Origin of the sequence: Flagellimonas eckloniae (genome assembly GCF_001413955.1) — a bacterium.
GTDB classification, from domain to species: Bacteria; Bacteroidota; Bacteroidia; order Flavobacteriales; family Flavobacteriaceae; genus Flagellimonas; species Flagellimonas eckloniae.
The window spans coordinates 3,090,485-3,107,724 of record NZ_LCTZ01000002.1 but is presented as its reverse complement, the minus strand read 5'-3'; the positions used below and the strand labels follow the sequence as shown (position 1 = coordinate 3,107,724).

Genomic DNA, 17,240 nt, shown 5'->3' with positions numbered 1-17,240 from the left:
TGTTAATAGTTCCTAACAACTTACATTTGCAGCTGATAAACACTTAAACTTAAAATTTTGAGCATGAAACATCTTAGCAAATTATTGGTTGTTGCCCTAGTTTTTATGGGAGTTAACAACATACAAGCGCAAGACGAGAATAATCCATGGCAGATTAGTTTTGGAGTAAACGCAATAGACGTTTATCCAACTAACGATGAAAACAACCCGTTTTCAAGTACTACATTATTCGATGAGTACTTCAACGTTACTGACCACTGGAACATCTTGCCTTCTGTTTCTTACGTAGGCGTATCCAAATATGTTGGTAGCGGTTTCTCTGTAGGAGCAAGAGGTTCTTTAAATAGAATTGAAAAGCTAGGTGATACATCTGTTGATGACCTTTCTCACTATGCAATAGATGGTACTATTAAATATAACTTTCTTAAAAACACAACTATTGACCCATTTGCTGAAATAGGTGGTGGTTATACTTGGGTTGATGAGATTGGTGCCGGTACTGCAAATGCAGGTATTGGTGTTAACATCTGGTTCTCAGAGAACATAGGCCTTACTGTACAAACTCAGTATAAGCACGCTTTTGAGGATTATTTAGTTAAGCATTTCCAACATATGGCTGGTATTAGCATCAAGTTTGGTGGTACTGACACTGACGGTGATGGTATTTACGACAAAGACGATGCTTGTCCAGAAGTTGCTGGCTTAGAAGCTTTCAACGGTTGTCCTGATGCTGATGGCGATGGAATAGAAGATAGCAAAGATAGCTGTCCTAACGAAGCTGGTTCTAAAGAAATGAACGGTTGTCCTGATGCTGATGGTGACGGTATCGCTGATAAGGATGATGCTTGTCCTAGTGAAGCTGGTCTTCCTGCTCTAGCTGGATGTCCTGATGCTGATGGTGATGGTGTAGCTGATAAAGATGATGATTGTCCTAGCGAAGCAGGTCCTGCTGAAAACAAAGGATGCCCATGGCCAGATAAAGACGGTGATAGTGTTCTTGACAAAGATGATCAGTGTCCAGATGTTGCTGGTACAGTTGCAAACAACGGTTGCCCAGAAGTAACTGAAGAAGTTCAAAAACAATTGAACGACTATGCAAGAACTATCTTGTTTGATACTGGTAGATCTTCGATTAAAGCAGAATCTACTTCTGTAATGGTTGATATCATCACTATATTGAATGAGTACCCTAATGCTAAGTTCTCAGTTGAAGGACACACTGATAGTGTTGGTGGAGCAACAACAAACCAAAAACTCTCTGAGTCAAGAGCTAACTCTGTAAGAGACTTCTTGATAGACAAAGGTGTTGGTGCTAGCAGATTGACTGCTGTTGGATACGGTGAAGACAAGCCAATCGCAACTAACAATACTAGAGCTGGAAGAGCTCAAAACAGAAGAGTTGAAATCAACTTGGTAAAATAATGAAATAGAAATTCAGTTTTCTTTTCAAAAAAGGCTCCGCAAATGCGGAGCCTTTTTTATTTTTAGTCCATGCAGCAAAGCTTTCTAGAATACGTTTTAGACGATTTACAAAAAAAAGGAACCCTAATTAGCTCCTGCACCTTTATACTTCCCAGCAAACGATCGGGTACATTTTTAAAAAAATACATTTCAGAAACACTTACCCAGAACACGTTCAGTCCAGAAATTTTATCCATTGAAGATTTTGTTCAGCAAATTTCTGGAATATCTTCCGTCCCATCAATAGACTTGCTATTGACACTTTTTAAAACGTATAGAGCTTCTAAAATAAAAACCCATGACGATTTTTCTGCTTTTTTAAAATGGGGACAGACCTTATTACAAGACTTTAATGAGATTGATAGGTGCCTTATCCCTTCAGATGACATTTTAAACTACCTATCTGCCATTAAAGAGATGAATCATTGGTCATTACAAAAAGAGAAGACTGAGCTAGTTGAAAACTACTTGCAGCTGTGGAACAACTTAAAATCTCTTTATGACTCTTTCACATCAACCCTACTATCGCAAAAAAAAGGGTATCAAGGACTTATTTATAGAATTGCCGTTGAAAACCTTACCAGCTACCATCCCCAAGAGAAAAACCCAATTATATTTATCGGGTTCAATGCTCTGAATACAGCAGAATCACATATCATAAAGTATTTTTTAAAAGACAAAAAGAACACTATTTATTGGGATATTGATTCTCACTTTCTCAATGACCCCATTCATGATGCCGGGCTCTTTATCAGGAATTTTAAAAAAGATTGGGCTTACTATGCTGATCAAGACTTAAATGGTGTCCACTCCAGCTTTTTGTCTCCTAAAAAAATTACTATAACTGGCGTCCCAAAAAATATATCACAAGCCAAATATGTTGGCAAACTATTACAAGATCTAGCTACTAGCTCTGATTCAAAAGTAAAAGACACTGCCCTTGTTTTGGCCGATGAGACACTCTTAAACCCAATTCTACAAGGAATTCCGGCAGAAGTAAATCAGGTAAATATTACAATGGGCGTTCCCCTAAATAAAACTGTTCTCTATTCTTTTTTCCTATCCTTTCTTGACCTTCATATATCAAAAACAGAAAATGGTTGGTTTTACAAAGGGGTGCTTGAGTTTACGTCCAATCCATACAGTACTAAAATTTCAACACATGAAGAAGTGGATATTCTACATAGGGTTTCCAAAGATATTAAAGCACATAATTGGATCTATATCAACACACAAAACTTATCTCCCTATTCCGAATCGCAACCTATACTTAAAATCTTATTTCCCCAAAACAACACTGCTCCTATTCAATGGATAAATAACTGTTTACAGCTTCTTAAGATCTTGAAAGAAATTTTTCAATACGAAAAGAACACATTGGAATTAGAGTACCTGTATCAATTCTACACCATTTTCAATCAACTAAAACAGCATTTAGGCACATTGGATTTTATTGCCGATCTAAAATCCCTAAAAAACTTCTTTAAACAATTAGCATCAATAGAAACATTGGATTTTATTGGAGAACCTCTGTCCGGCCTACAAGTTATGGGGATGTTGGAAAGTCGAAATTTAGATTTTGATACCGTTATCCTCACCTCAGTCAACGAAGGAATTCTTCCATCAGGAAAATCTGGTAATTCATTTATTCCTTTTGATGTTAAACGAGACTATGGCCTTCCTACCTACAAGGAAAAAGATGCCATTTATACCTATCATTTTTATAGGCTGATACAGCGCGCCAAAAATGTATATCTCATATACAATACAGAACCTGATGTTCTGGAAGGCGGCGAAAAAAGCAGGCTTATCAACCAACTTCTTACAGATAGTGCTATCAATAAATACATTACACACACAATAGCGACTCCGAAAGTAAAAATAACCCCTGAACAACTCTCCGAAATAACTAAAGGCTCTAAACTCCTTCAAGACATCCAGGATTTTGCTAAAAATGGTTTTTCACCTACCTCATTAACCAATTACATCAGAAATCCCATAGAATTTTACAAAAGAAATATTCTGCAAATAAACAATTTAAATGAGGTGGAAGAGACCATAGCGGCCAATACATTCGGCACTATCGTACATGATAGTTTGGAACAATTGTATCTTCCATTGGTAGGTGCTATTTTAACAATAGATAATGTTTCAGTTTTAGCCAAAAAAATTCCTAAAGTAGTAAAGGGGAACTTTTATAATCACTTGCCTGGTATCAACTTAACAAAAGGCAAATATCTCTTGGTATTCAATGTTATTATAAAATACCTGGAAAACTTTGTTGCTTTAGAGTTGAAACAACTTAAAAAACATCAGATTAAAGTTTTAGAGCTTGAAAAAAAACATACGATGCAATTACGCATTGAGGAGTTAGATTTTCCAATACAACTCAAAGGAACCATAGATCGAGTTGATGAAGTAGATGGCATCATAAGAATTGTTGATTATAAAACCGGAAGAGTAGAGCCTAGAAATGTAAAGCTCAAAGATTGGGAAACGTTAATAACCGATTACGACAAAAGCAAAGCTTTTCAGCTATTGTGCTATGCTCTCTTATATTCACAAAAACATCCGGTTAACAATCTTACAGCTGGAATATACTCATTTAAGAACCTAAAGCAGAGATTTTTGCCCTTCTCCGTAAATGACGAAATAATAACCAATGATACACTTAAAACCTTTGAATCTTATTTGGAGCAATTAATCTTGGATATATGTAATCCAACTAAGCCATTTGTAGAAAAAAGGGTTTGACTATTTTAAATCCGGTCTTGTAGGACGAACCTCAATCTTGCTAGGCAATGTTCTTGGGTGCATTTGTAATAAATCCACAACAAGTTTTCCGATATCTTCAACTTGAATTTTCCAAGAATCTTTTTCGGAAGGTTCATTATTGTTAAAATGTGTTGCAACCGAGCCTGGCATAATAGTAGTTACCTTTATATTATGCTTTCTTAAATCCAGCATTACCGCTTGGGTAAAGCCAACTACCCCAAACTTTGTGGCATTATATCCCGCTCCCTGGGCAAAAAAATTAGTTCCAGCCAAGCTGGCCACCGTCATGTAGTATCCTTCAGATTTTTTTAAAGCTTCAACAGATGCTTTTAAAGTATGGAAAACACCATTTAAATTAGTATTGATCATTTGGTGCCATTTTGTTTCATCCAATTCATCGACAGGTGCAAAATGTCCAACGCCTGCATTCGCCAAAACAACATCCAACTGTCCCCATTTTTCTAAAATTTTCTGAATTGCCAATTTTTCATCCTCAAGTACGGTAACGTCTGATACCAAGCCCAGAACAACAGTATTATCGCCCAATACTTTAGCAGCTTCTTTAACTTTCTCTAAGTTTCTTCCACTTATGGCCACCTTCATACCTTGTTTCAATAAGTTTTGGGCTATTCCAAACCCAATTCCTTTGGTTCCACCTGTTATGTATGCTACTTTTCCCTTTAAATCCATCGTAATCCTATTTATTGTTTTTTAATTAATTGCCTCTTCTCTCAACTAAACGTTTTCTTAATTCTACCACTAGGTCAACATTGGTAGAAGCAATATTCTGAGTCTCCTTTTCTTTCGTGCTGTGGTCATATAGTTCAACCTCACCATTCTCGTGCTGGATAAATCTATACTTTTCCGTTCGAATTGTTCTTGCGGAACTCGTATATGCAATTGCTATATGTCCGGGTGATTGTGGATATTCTAAAATTGGAGCCAATGAAGTTCCCTGCGTGAAACCCGGTATTTTCAAACCGGTTAAATCACAAAGGGTTGGGAATATGTCAAGGGTTTCCACAACTGCGTTGCTTTTCACTCCTTCATTATTCATTTCTGGATCATAAATAATCAATGGAGAACGCAATGATTCTTCAAACAGGCTATGTTTTCCCCAGATACTATGCTCACCCAAATGCCACCCATGGTCTCCCCATAAAACAACAATCGTGTTCTTATCAGCACCGGTCTCTTTCAATTTGTTTAAAATATCCCCCACCTGCTTATCTGCATAACTGACACATGCAGCATAGTGCCTTCTCAATTCCATTGCAAACTGTTGGTCTTCTCTTGGGTCTTTCCCCCAACGATTGTACTTCATAAACTCGCCAGACTCATGCCACGTCGTCTTACCTTGAGGTTTTTCTGGATGGGAAATAGGCGGAAATTCAATATCGTTATAGAGATCCAAATACTTTTTTGGTGCCCCAAAAGGAAGGTGAGGTTTGATAAGCCCTATGGCTAAAAAAAAGGGTTTGGTACCCGTTGCCAATTTTTCGAGTTGAGTTAGACCTTCGCTGACTATTAATCCGTCTGGATAAATTTCATCTGGACCCTCCTCAGCTTCTAAAACATCATGTTCACTGGCAACTTCTCTAATATTTCCATTTGCCAATCCGTGCATTGCCCCTTTTGGAGTTTTCCAGGAACCCACAGGCATCAGGTGTCTATTCCAAGCATTCGGCATTTCTGGTATTGAATCACTGTCCCAATTTGTGCCTCCCCGCCCACCTGGGTGGTGTGAAACTTTCCCAACTGAAACGGTAGTATAGCCATTCTGACGAAACCATTCTGGCATACTTGGGGGGACATTTTTAGCTGATTTCTCCATTTGTTTTGCCCTGAGAAAAATTGCATCATTGTTCGCCGTCCCGTAAAGACCCGTCAGCAAAGTATATCTAGATGGGCCACAACTTGGTGCGTTGACATAATGATGAGAAAATGGCCGCCCCATAGCCGCTAATCCATCAATATGTGGAGATTTAATGTAGTTTGCCCCAAAAGAATTCAGTTCTGGACGCAAATCATCAATACAAATCAGTAAAATGTTTTTTGGTTGATCGACAATTTCTTGACAGCTTGCAGCCCAGTATAAAACAGAAAACCCTAACAGCACTATACATTGTTTCAAATTCATACCACTTATTACTTACTTATTAAATCTCCATGTACATTAAACTTATTCCGTAGCTAATCTAAAAAGAATAAAATAGAGAATGTTGTTTGCGGAGCTGTTTCGCTTTTAATCATTCTTTTTATTGATTTGAGAACACCTAAAGAAAGAATATTACCATTTAACCAGAAGCTGGGATAAATCAACTTTTAGGTAGTTTCAGAGAAATATGGGTTCTTGCATTTTCACCTTTAAAGTCATCCATCAAACACCAAAAGGCTTTTAATTTTATGGGGTTTAAAGTTTAAAAACTTTTTGTAAAGTCAGGATATCTGAAATAAAATAAAATATTTAAATTGCAATAAATAACCTTTTGAAACAAAAAAACTTATATAATCCTTCAAAATGAAAAAAGAATTTAATTTTGGTGAAGAAAAAATAGATGCACATGTTCATTTTAATGGTTTGAGGGATGATTTAATTCGATATGGAATTGAGAATGGTTTCAACTTTCTTTCCATTAATACAGACATCCCTTTTTTTCCCTCTATTGACGAGCAAGAAAAAGTAATCCTTAAATTAAAAAAAGAATATCCAAGCCATATAAATTACGCAACTACTTTTTCATGCAAGAATTGGGGGAATTCCACTTGGCTGCAAGAAAGTCTAGACAGAATTAAAAAATCCTTGGACCAAGGGGCTATCGGAGTTAAAATATGGAAGAACATTGGCATGTCTTTAAAAGACGAAGCCGATAATTTTGTTTTGGTGGACCATGCATCTTTTGACCCAATTTATGACTTTCTATCACAAAACAACATTCCATTGTTGGGGCATATTGGTGAACCAAAAAATTGCTGGTTGCCACTTGATAAAATGACGGTGGATCAAGACCGAAAATATTTTGCGGAACATCCTGAGTTCCATATGTACCGTCTTCCTCATTTTCCTGATTATTTAGATCATATTAATGCTAGGGATACTATGTTATCCAAACATCCAAATCTTCATTTTGTAGGGTTACACCTATCCAGTCAGGAATGGGAAACAAACGAAGTAGCCAAGTTTTTAGATACCTATCCAAATACAATGGTTGATTTAGCAGAAAGAATCTGTCATTTACAACATCAAGCTGTTACAGATTGGAAGAAAGTTCATGATTTCATGATAAAATACCAAGACAGAATTATTTATGGTTCAGATGTAATTGATAATCTAAGCTTATCAGAAGATGAATTGATTTCTTATATGGACGGCCGCTATAATATGCATTGGAACTTCTTCACCAAAGATGAAGCAATGTCGGCTCCAAAAGTATCTTCTGGCTTTAACGGATTGGGTTTGCCGATGCAAGTGGTCCGAAAAATTTATACAGGAAACGCTTCTGGTTTTTATAGCATTTAATTCCGCTCCGTCCTTATTTTACAGAATGTTTACTTTTATTTTAGACCATAGCCTATATAGTAGCAGCCCTGACACTAACATTATGATGGTCAAGATAACAGCCGTTTTATAATTTCCATAAATCCAATTCCCTGTGGCAAAGAGGCATCCATAAACCAAAACACAACCTAGTAACATTGCAAGAATACCCGAGGGTACCGACCATGGTTCTTCATCCACTTGTATCTGCTGATTTTTGTCCCGAATTTTCTTCCATCCAGGGCCACCAGGAGTAGTTTTTTTATAAAAACTAACCAGTACCTCTTCGGATTCAGGCCGGGTGAGAAAAGTAACCCCCACCCATATAATGGTAGTACTCAAAACTATCAAAAGATACTTGCTCCATTCTGGGAAAAAAGCGCCATCATTCAGAAACAATGGGTCTTCAAACTGCCAAAAAACTATTGAAATAATCCCGGAAGCGAACATGGCAACAATTTCGCTCCAAGCATTAATTCTCCACCAAAACCATCTAAGGATAAAAATTAAACCTGTACCCGCACCAAACATGATAATTATATCAAATAATTGTGTGGCATTGTTGAGGGTCAACGCAAAAAATCCGCTTAATACCATTAATATAACTGTCGAAATTCTCCCTACATTCACCAACTCTTTTTCAGAGGCTTTTTTATTTACTTGTTGTTTGTAAAAATCATTAACAATGTATGAGGAGCCCCAATTTAAATGTGTTGAAATGGTTGACATGTAAGCTGCTCCCAATGATGCCAATACAATTCCCAATAAACCTGATGGAAGTTTTGTCAACATTGCAGAATAAGCAAGATCATTCTTTAAAATACTTTCTTCCACGTTTGGAAATGCTTGGCGTATACTATCTAAATCTGGATAAACAACCAATGATGCCAACGCTACCAATATCCATGGCCATGGTCGTAATGCATAATGTAAAAGATTAAAAAAGAATGTAGCTCCCATAGCATGGTTTTCATTTTTGGCCGCAAGCATACGTTGGGCAATATATCCGCCGCCACCGGGTTCACCACCAGGGTACCATGCACTCCACCATTGTACCGCCAACGGTATAATCAATAATGTGATTAGGCTCTCTTTATTTGAAAGATCGGGAAGGATGGACATTTTTTCTTTAACCCTGCTATTGCTCAGAACATTCGATAGACCTCCGACTTCTGGAATATTGACCAAATAGATTGCAGCACCAATAGCACCAAACATGGCAACAAAAAATAAAACAAAGTCGGTATAAACAACTCCACGAAAGCCTCCTATAGCACTAAAAATGACCGTAACTACGCCACCAATAAGGACTGTTTGTATAGGTGTTAAACCAAGCATAACCTGTCCAATTTTTATTGTTGCCAATGTAACGGCGGACATGATCATCACATTGAACAGAACACCTAAATAAAGTGATCTAAAACCTCTTAAAAAATGTGCCGGTCTGCCACCATAGCGTAGGTCGTAAAATTCCATATCAGTGGCAACATTAGATTTTCGCCATAGCTTGGCATATACGAAAACCGTGAGCAGCCCCGTAAGTAAAAAAGCCCACCAACTCCAATTCCCAGATACTCCATCAGTACGGACAAAGTCTGTTACCAAATTTGGGGTGTCCGTAGAAAACGTAGTGGCAACCATAGAAAAACCCAACAACCACCAAGGCATATTCCTGCCCGACAAAAAATATTCTGAAGTGTTCTTTCCTGATCTTTTGGAAACATAAATCCCAATGAATAGGACCAAGGCCAAAAAACCAAATATTATTATATAATCGATTGCTTTTAAAACCACCATAGTTTTGACGAAATTTATTGAAAACGAAGTATTAGTAGAACTGATGGAATGTATACATGATTCCTAGTAAGAATCTTTAATCCATTCATAGGGTTGACGCTTTAACCATTCACCCCTTGTAAAATCTGGAAAGTCCTGTGGCTCTCCATTATTTTCTATGGAAACTTCCGATAGAGGAGTTATGGCGCTCCATGCTGCCGCATCATATGCATCCATAGGCGGAGCAATATTTTGCTTTGCAGATTCCACAAAGGCGTTCAACACAAAAAAGTCCATCCCACCATGACCTGCACTTTCAGCATAATCTCCATATTTTTTCCATAAAGGATGGTCATGCTCTTCCAACCATTTAGTTGCTTCATCCCAGGTATGTGGTTCCGATTCCCCTTCAATATAGATTCTGTTCCCATCTACTTCCCATAAACCGTTCGCTCCCTGAACTCTAAACCCAAGCGAGTATGGCCTAGGCAAATTACAATCGTGGGTAACTATAATGGTTTCCCCCTCTGCTGTTTCTATAGTAGAAGTAATCACATCGCCCTGTTTGAACTTTACTTTTGCATTGGGGTGGTCTTTTCCTCCATGTTTTACGATGTGGTTATGCAATCCTATGCCCTTAGTAGCATTAGAAGTAAGCGAAACAAAGCGGTTCCCCCTATTGATATCTGCCATGGCTGCAATTGGACCTATTCCATGGGTTGGATAAACATCCGCGTTCCTCTTTACGGAATGTAATGTTCGCCATTTTGCCTCGGACGTAGCTTTTTCACCAAACTCCACGCCACCGCCATAGGGCTGTTTTCCATTATTAAATTTCACTTCCCTTAAATCATGTTGATACCCACATCTATAATGCACGAGCTCCCCAAAAATGTTCTTCCGTACCATATTCAGAATTGCCATAACATCTCTGCGGTAATTGACATTCTCAAGAATCATCATGTGGATTCCTGTTTGCTCATGGGTGTTCACAAGATCCCAGCATTCTTCCAACGTATTGGCTGCAGATACCTCTACGCCAGCATATTTTCCTGCCATCATAGCATCTTTGGTCATACGCGTGTGCCATAGCCATGGTGTGGAAATGATAACTGCATCAACTTCTTTTAAAGCTAGGAGGTTTCTGTAATCGTATTCTCCCTTATTGAAAACCTTTGGTTTTATAGCCTTTGCATTTTCAATTGCTTTCAATGATACGTCTATACGAACGGGGTCAATATCACAAATAGCAGTAATATTTACATCTTTTCGTAACAGTAGGTTTTCTAGATGATGGGTTCCTCTTAAACCCACACCAATCATACCTATGTTCAACTTGTCCAGTGAACTTGTATTAAAATATCCATGTGTTAGATGAGGAGCTAAAGCGATTCCTGTTCCTAAAACTGATGTTCTTTTAATGAATTTCCTTCGTGTGCTCATATTGAATGCTAACGTTTTAAACCGTGTCCTTTATTTTGGGGAAACTTGAACCAACAAAAACTTTTTAAACTTTGCGTTTATCGTTGGGTCACTTACTGAAACCTCACCCATATCCACTCCATCAAAATAGTTTTCTACGGTATAGTTTTGTCCTTCTGACAATCCTCTGAGTTCAATAGGGCCATCCCATTTATCAGCATAAAAGCCATAATACAATGCTTCCCCTTTTTTAATGACATGTGTTTCTGGTTTGTCGTATCCAATATCATAGAGATTTCCCAAATAAGGTTCTTTGGACAACATTTTCTCGTTATATAAGTTGAACCATTTTTTCCAAACCTTTTCTTTTTGGGGGGTTAGCAAAAAGCTATCTGACGCTTCTGGATTATCTTTAGGCCAAGTGAATTTAGTGCCCAAAACTGCACCAATACCAAAGGAACTGGCAAAATCGCTTGCATTATCACTAAGCTCAACATGATCGCCATAGTAAGCCGTGTTTGGTACAAGGGCCTTGTATGTTTTGCCTTTATGCCGTATTTGCCAACTAGATAACGGATCGGATGAAACCGCTTGGTTCATAGATGCCATATTATAGTAGGACATACACGTACCACAGGGACAATTCTCAACAACCGCATTAGGTTTTATGCTTCTAGCTTCATCATAAATCATTTGAAAGAAATCAGGTATCCCTTCCACAGCTTCTTCTGGACTATCCAGACTATGGTCTGGCCCAACAGCATTCATATGTTGACCGTCCATTTTAAGACCATCAAACCCCCATTCATTCATAAATAAATCAATGGTGTTTTTTGTATGCTTTATTGTTTCCTGTTTTGTAGGGGAAAGATAATAGGCATCCCACCATGTTATAAATTGTGGCGATTCATCGTCATTGAAAACCCTCATTTCCGGGTATTCTTTTAATATAGTACTGTGTGGGTCGGCAGCCAAGGGAGTCCACCAAATTTTTGCTTTTAATCCGTAATCATGAATTTTATCTACAAGATTTTTGATTTCTATATTCCCTTTTGGAAATTTATCTGGATGCGCATCCCAATCACCTTCCGCAATTTGAAAACCATCATCCAAAACAGCCCATTTTATGCCAAGTTCCTTTACTTTGGGCAAGGTGTTCACAATTTCATCCAAAGTAAACTGCCTCTCATACCCCCAAGCACACCAAATAGCCTCAAAAGCGGCTTCCTCGGTCTCCACTATTTCTATTCCTTTGGCCTGCATTATGTTTGAATACATTGAAAGATTGGTATAGTAATCCCCTTTTGAAACTGACACAAAAGTTTCGAGCGTTTCCAAGCTCTCCCCAGCATTAAACCAAGTACGTTCTTCAAAGTTTTTTGATACACCAATACCAACACTGTTTTCCTTTTTAGGTATTTCCGTTGGAAGGCTTACTTGTTTGGGGGTAAGGGCCAAGTGCCCAACGGCTATATTAACATCCGTTCTCCAAATTGAGGCTACTGGAATTCCACCGCCATAATCGGTATCGTTCATCCCCATAAAGTTTTTTTTGTAATACCCAGGTTGTAAAGGAACTATCCAATCACTTCGGCTACTTGAAGAGCTTCCTTGAAATGCCCAGAAAGGAGGGTTATCTCCTTGGGAAGTAATCTTATAGGAATTATTGGTCCATTGGTCCACAAAAACATCATCATTGGAAGTATTGGTGTAAGTAACTTTAGTGGAAATAAGGTTTGGAAAATCATCATACACCACTACTTCAAGTGTTTTAGAAATCTGTAGGTTATTTGAATCATATTTTCCTAAAACAGTCCATTTTTTTCCAGATATGTCCCCTTTTAGTTTTTCCTCTGAAAAGTTTTCGAAAGTGAAAGAGTCAAGTAAAATTCGACCTATGACAAGTTGTTCGGAAGGTTGAAAGTCTTCCATAATAGGTTTAACATTTCCCAATTTAACAGTCAACTTGGTGTGTAGTTGATTGTTTATTTCAAATGTCACATCACCATTATCAATTTGTAATACAGATTCTTTTTTGTTCTGTGCTTTACATGACCCGCACAACAAAAGCAGCATACAGCATAAAGCGGATAAATTTTCAATTAGTGATTTTCTTCGCATTTTCATAGTATAGTTTTTTTAAGACAGTGTCACTCAAACCCAATCCATGTAAAGGCCAATGGTAGTTGAAGAAACTCTTTTCATAAAAGTGCTCATCTTCGGTTTCCAATATTCTAAATGTGGTTTTATACATTTTAGAATCAAAACCCATATCGGTACCGTATATTAGTTTGTCTTGATTTTTCTCGTAAAAAGTTTTTGTGTAACGGGGAATTGGAGCGGTCTCACCGTATCTGGCAGAGATATCGGCATAGAGGTTATCATATTTGCTTAAAAGCGCTCCAATGATATTCAGGTCGTAGCTGCAATTAGCAAAATGACACGCTATAAATGTAGTGTTGGGATTTGCTTTAACAGCATTCTCCAGAGTTTTAATCAAGTCTGCATGCAATAATATGTCTTTTTTTAAGGTATCTATTTTCCATTTTCCGGCATTCATCAGTCCATCATTGTGTCTATCAATAGGCCCGTACATCCAATAAGGTTCTGCAACATGTATGTTGATTGGCATACCCAGTTTCCCACATTTTTTTATGAGGGGTTTCATCCGTTCATCATCAATATGCATTCCATAGGCTGGTGTAGGTTTGGAATACAACAATCCCTCTCCCTTATCCCCGAGTTCTCCCACTCCACGGGCACCCAATTTATAACAACGTTCCAATTCCCTTACAGCTTTCTTACTCCATCCTTTTTCATTATATCCCGTAAAATCAAATCCGCACCAAACTTCAAAACGGCCATTGTATTTAGAGTAGATATTGTAAATACTATCAAAAGATTTTCCTGTTTGGTAGGTTAAAATGGTTGTTTTTTCAATTCCAAATTTGTCCATTGTTCTTACCCATTCCATAATCTCATCTGCGGTCTGGGCATAGGGATGGGAATGCATGTCCAACACTGGAAATTTTGCTTTCTCAATCTTGGTCACGGGTATTTTATATATAGACCTTGGACTGTAATTTTTAAGAAGTAAGGTATCTTCTTGAGCATTTCCAATGGAAACCATTAGAAGAAGTAACGACAGGAAGACTTCTTTTTTGTACATCTTAATTAAAATTGATTACCCGTAATTTGGCAGATACCAAATCTATTGCCTGAGCTGTTGCTTTTGGGAAAACTTCGCGCAAATCAATGTTGTCCGTGTTCTTAAATTCATGCTGCAAGCTTTTCATGAAGATATTTTTAATCTCTGTAGCTAGGTTGATCTTGGTAATACCTTGTTGAATGGCAGCTTGCAATTGTTCATCAGGTATTCCAGAGCTCCCATGCAATACTAGGGCTGCCGGCGTTACTTTATTTATCTGCTCTATTAAATCTATTTGTAATTTGGGTGCCTCTTTATAAAAACCATGTGCTGAACCAACAGCAATGGCAAGTGCATTTACACCCGTGGATTCAACAAATTCTTTGGCTTCATCGGGTTGGGTATAAATCATTTTTTGATCCTGACCCAATTTTGAAATATATCCCAACTCTGCTTCAACGTTAATGTCAAAGCTTTCAGCATATTTCACGATATCATGCGAAATCTTTACATTTTCCCCAAACGGTTTTTCGCTGGCATCTATCATTACGGAATCAAATCCGACATCTATACATTGTTTGACCAAGGTCACGTCCTGTCCATGATCAAGATGTAGCCAAGCTTTGACCCCAAATTGTTCAATTGCAGCCTTGGCCAATGATTTGGCCACCTTTAACCCCATATATTTTATGGAGCTCTCCGATAGTTGCAAAATAATTTCAGATTCAGATTGCTTAGCCGCTGTGAGCACCGCCGATAGCGTCTCAAAATTGTAAAAATTAGTAGCAAGTAATGCTTTGCCGTTCTCTTTGTTATAGGTTAGTTTTTGTTTTAATCTCATAGGTTATAAGAAAACTTTGTCTTAGCTGTTTTTTTTATGGCTTCAATATCTTCAAAAGCAGAAGTGCCTCCAGATGCAGTTGTATTGATGGCGCCTGTAATATTGCCTATTTCCAAGCATTGTTTTAAATCCTTACCTTCTAAAAAAGAGGAAATAAAACCTGCATCGAAACTGTCACCTGCACCAATACAATCCGCTACGTCTTTATTCAAGAAAGCTGGCATGGTTATGAATTGTTCTTCACTATTGGGATTCCAAAGATGGGCACCTTTTGCTCCATCTTTAATAACAATGATGTTTGAAAAAGATTTCACTTTTTCGATACCTGAAGCTATGGTTTCACAACCTGTAATTAGTTTGAATTCTTCAGCGTTGGGCAGAAAAACGTCAATATGTGGTAAAAGCTCTTCTAGATTTATATCCCATAACTCCGAGGGATCCCATTGAGGGTCCATTGAGGTTGTAAGGCCTAATTTTTTTGCCCTCTTGAAAAGTTTGACGACATTCTTTAAAATTCCGGTCTGTAAAAAAATGGAGCTTAGGTGTAAATGTGTTGCGGTTTTCAAGATATCATTGGTGACCTCTTCTTCGTAAAGATGTTCCATGGCCCCAGGAAATGTAACATTTGCCCTATCCATGTCATAGTTCATGACCATTGTCAAACCTGTTTGGTACTCTTCTGAACTGATAACAAAATCAGTGTTTACTTTTTTACGCCCAAGGGATTCTTTGATCAAGGTTGAAAATGTATCATTTCCAATTTTGCCCAAAAAAGCTACGCTTGTACCTAAAGAACTTAGGTTACTTGCAAATATGGCTGAACTGCTTCCCAGTGTTATATTGAGATGTTTTGACAAAATTTCTTTCCCTATTTCTGGAAAACCCTGAATCTTGTCAAGGATAATATCAACATTAAGCTCTCCAACCACTAAAACATCATAGTTCTTCATAAATAAAAATCAAACCACTTCTAAAGTTCTTTCTTGTAAAATATCATTTAAATTGATCAAATTGAACTTATAAAAATATTTATCCATTGCCCTTTCGATATGCGCCAAAAGAATCTGCTCTGCTTTTACACCATTATTTTCTAGATTTTCATAGAGTTCCACCCTGCATGCGACCACCTCATGATTTTGCCAAATATACCGGCATCCTGTCTTAATCAACCACTCTTGTCTTTCAAAAGAGTTTTTATAAAAATCATCTGAATTTTCACCTTCGCTCAACCATTTCCTCCATCTTCCAGAATCTATAACCGCATTCCAAAGTGACTTTTTAATGTTAGAAAGCTTTGCAACTTTGTTTTCATTATGCAACTGCTTTTCAATCTCTTCCAATTCCATAAGACCTTCATACTCGCGTTCAGTAAATTCCGGGCCAACATTTGCACCTCCCATTCCAGATTTAGGATACGCTTCTGGATTGGTAACGTTATCTGAATAATGTCCTTTTATAACACTTCCATATTCTGCCGCGATACCGACAATAGTTTTTGCGACTTCGGGGTCAAATTCTGTGGTATGCAGATCTGTTCCTACTTTTCCAACTACAAAGCATGGCCATACATCTGTAAGGCCCTCTCTCTGTAGACCTGTCTTTAAAAGTTCAAAGAATTTAGTGAAAACAGTGAGGTCTACCAGACCACCATGCACTTCTTCAGTACCTACTTCATATGCTATCTTAGGGAAATCATTTCTTGTTCTATATGTTTCACAATGAGTGATAAGCTCTACCGTTCTTGCCGCTACTGTTTCAATAGCAATAATCTCACCTTTTGGTAATGTAGTATCTATAGTGGGATCAACATGGATTAAATCATATCCAGCTTCGATTGCCGCTTCAAAAGTAGCCTTAACTTCTGTCATGGTCTGTTCATAATTGAGACCCTCCTTTCTGTGACGGTCTTTAAGCCAAGGTCCACCATGGTCAATGGCAATAATAACAGGCGTTTTTAAATTGATGGATTTGGCATACTGTCTAATCTTATTTACAAATTGTCTGGGGGTAAAACCCGTATAGCCACCATCCAAATCTACTTGATTAAGTGTGGTTGCAAATTTTATTGGGGCATTGCATCTTTTAGCTGAATTCAAAGAAGCTTTCATTACCGCAATTGAATTTGGGCAAGCTGCAAAAATTGTCCTATTTATATTGGTCTCTTTTGCAAGTTTTTTGTTTTCCCTCAATATATAATCCAATAAGGATATGTTTTCTGCTTTTGCCGCAGATCTTAAATCTGTATTCATTGTTTTAACATTAATTGACCAAAAGTTCAA

12 protein-coding genes are annotated in these 17,240 nt (G+C 37.6%); 3 read left to right on the top strand and 9 right to left on the bottom strand.

Going from position 1 to position 17,240, the window contains the following annotated elements; all coding sequences use genetic code 11:
- Positions 1-63 precede the first annotated feature (63 nt).
- Together AAY42_RS13255 and AAY42_RS13250 are read left to right on the top strand one after the other, a co-directional pair.
- Positions 64-1,422 (top strand): OmpA family protein, encoded by a 1,359-nt coding sequence (locus tag AAY42_RS13255; protein ID WP_055396004.1) that lies wholly within the window; start codon positions 64-66, stop codon positions 1,420-1,422.
- Between the two features lie 69 nt (positions 1,423-1,491).
- Entirely contained in the window at positions 1,492-4,215 is a 2,724-nt protein-coding gene (locus tag AAY42_RS13250; protein WP_055396002.1) for a PD-(D/E)XK nuclease family protein, read from the top strand.
- On the opposite strand, the gene AAY42_RS13245 is transcribed toward AAY42_RS13250, so the two are convergent.
- Both AAY42_RS13245 and AAY42_RS13240 read right to left on the bottom strand, forming a co-directional pair.
- Positions 4,216-4,926, bottom strand: a complete 711-nt coding sequence (locus tag AAY42_RS13245) for an SDR family oxidoreductase (RefSeq protein WP_055396000.1) — start codon at positions 4,924-4,926, stop codon at positions 4,216-4,218. It lies immediately after the preceding gene.
- 25 nt (positions 4,927-4,951) lie between these two features.
- Positions 4,952-6,376 carry a sulfatase gene (locus AAY42_RS13240; RefSeq protein WP_055395998.1) on the bottom strand — a complete coding sequence of 475 codons (1,425 nt, stop codon included), beginning with the start codon at positions 6,374-6,376 and terminating at the stop codon, positions 4,952-4,954.
- A gap of 381 nt (positions 6,377-6,757) precedes the next feature.
- On the opposite strand from AAY42_RS13240, the gene AAY42_RS13235 reads away from it, so the two are divergent.
- Positions 6,758-7,756, top strand: a complete 999-nt coding sequence (locus tag AAY42_RS13235; RefSeq protein ID WP_055395996.1) for an amidohydrolase family protein — start codon at positions 6,758-6,760, stop codon at positions 7,754-7,756.
- Between the two features lie 18 nt (positions 7,757-7,774).
- On the opposite strand, the gene AAY42_RS13230 is transcribed toward AAY42_RS13235, so the two are convergent.
- The 7 genes from AAY42_RS13230 to AAY42_RS13200 all read right to left on the bottom strand — a co-directional run bounded on the left by AAY42_RS13230 (position 7,775) and on the right by AAY42_RS13200 (position 17,210).
- A complete protein-coding gene (locus tag AAY42_RS13230) occupies positions 7,775-9,571 on the bottom strand; it encodes a sodium:solute symporter family protein (RefSeq protein WP_055395994.1) in 1,797 nt (598 codons plus the stop codon).
- 63 nt (positions 9,572-9,634) lie between these two features.
- Entirely contained in the window at positions 9,635-10,993 is a 1,359-nt protein-coding gene (locus tag AAY42_RS13225; protein ID WP_055395992.1) for a Gfo/Idh/MocA family protein, read from the bottom strand.
- A 30-nt stretch (positions 10,994-11,023) separates the two neighbouring features.
- On the bottom strand, positions 11,024-13,099 hold the full coding sequence (locus AAY42_RS13220) for a glycoside hydrolase family 36 protein (RefSeq protein ID WP_082433443.1): 2,076 nt from the start codon (positions 13,097-13,099) through the stop codon (positions 11,024-11,026).
- Positions 13,071-14,141 carry an amidohydrolase family protein gene (locus AAY42_RS13215; protein WP_055395988.1) on the bottom strand — a complete coding sequence of 357 codons (1,071 nt, stop codon included), beginning with the start codon at positions 14,139-14,141 and terminating at the stop codon, positions 13,071-13,073. Before AAY42_RS13215 ends, AAY42_RS13220 begins: the two co-directional genes overlap by 29 nt.
- Before the next feature lies 1 nt (position 14,142).
- Positions 14,143-14,961, bottom strand: coding sequence for a class II fructose-bisphosphate aldolase (locus AAY42_RS13210; protein WP_055395986.1), 819 nt, complete (start codon positions 14,959-14,961; stop codon positions 14,143-14,145).
- Entirely contained in the window at positions 14,958-15,911 is a 954-nt protein-coding gene (locus tag AAY42_RS13205) for a carbohydrate kinase family protein (protein WP_055395984.1), read from the bottom strand. The genes AAY42_RS13210 and AAY42_RS13205 overlap by 4 nt, the downstream gene beginning before the upstream one ends.
- A 9-nt stretch (positions 15,912-15,920) precedes the next feature.
- Positions 15,921-17,210 carry a class II D-tagatose-bisphosphate aldolase non-catalytic subunit gene (locus AAY42_RS13200; protein WP_055395982.1) on the bottom strand — a complete coding sequence of 430 codons (1,290 nt, stop codon included), beginning with the start codon at positions 17,208-17,210 and terminating at the stop codon, positions 15,921-15,923.
- Positions 17,211-17,240 lie beyond the last annotated feature (30 nt).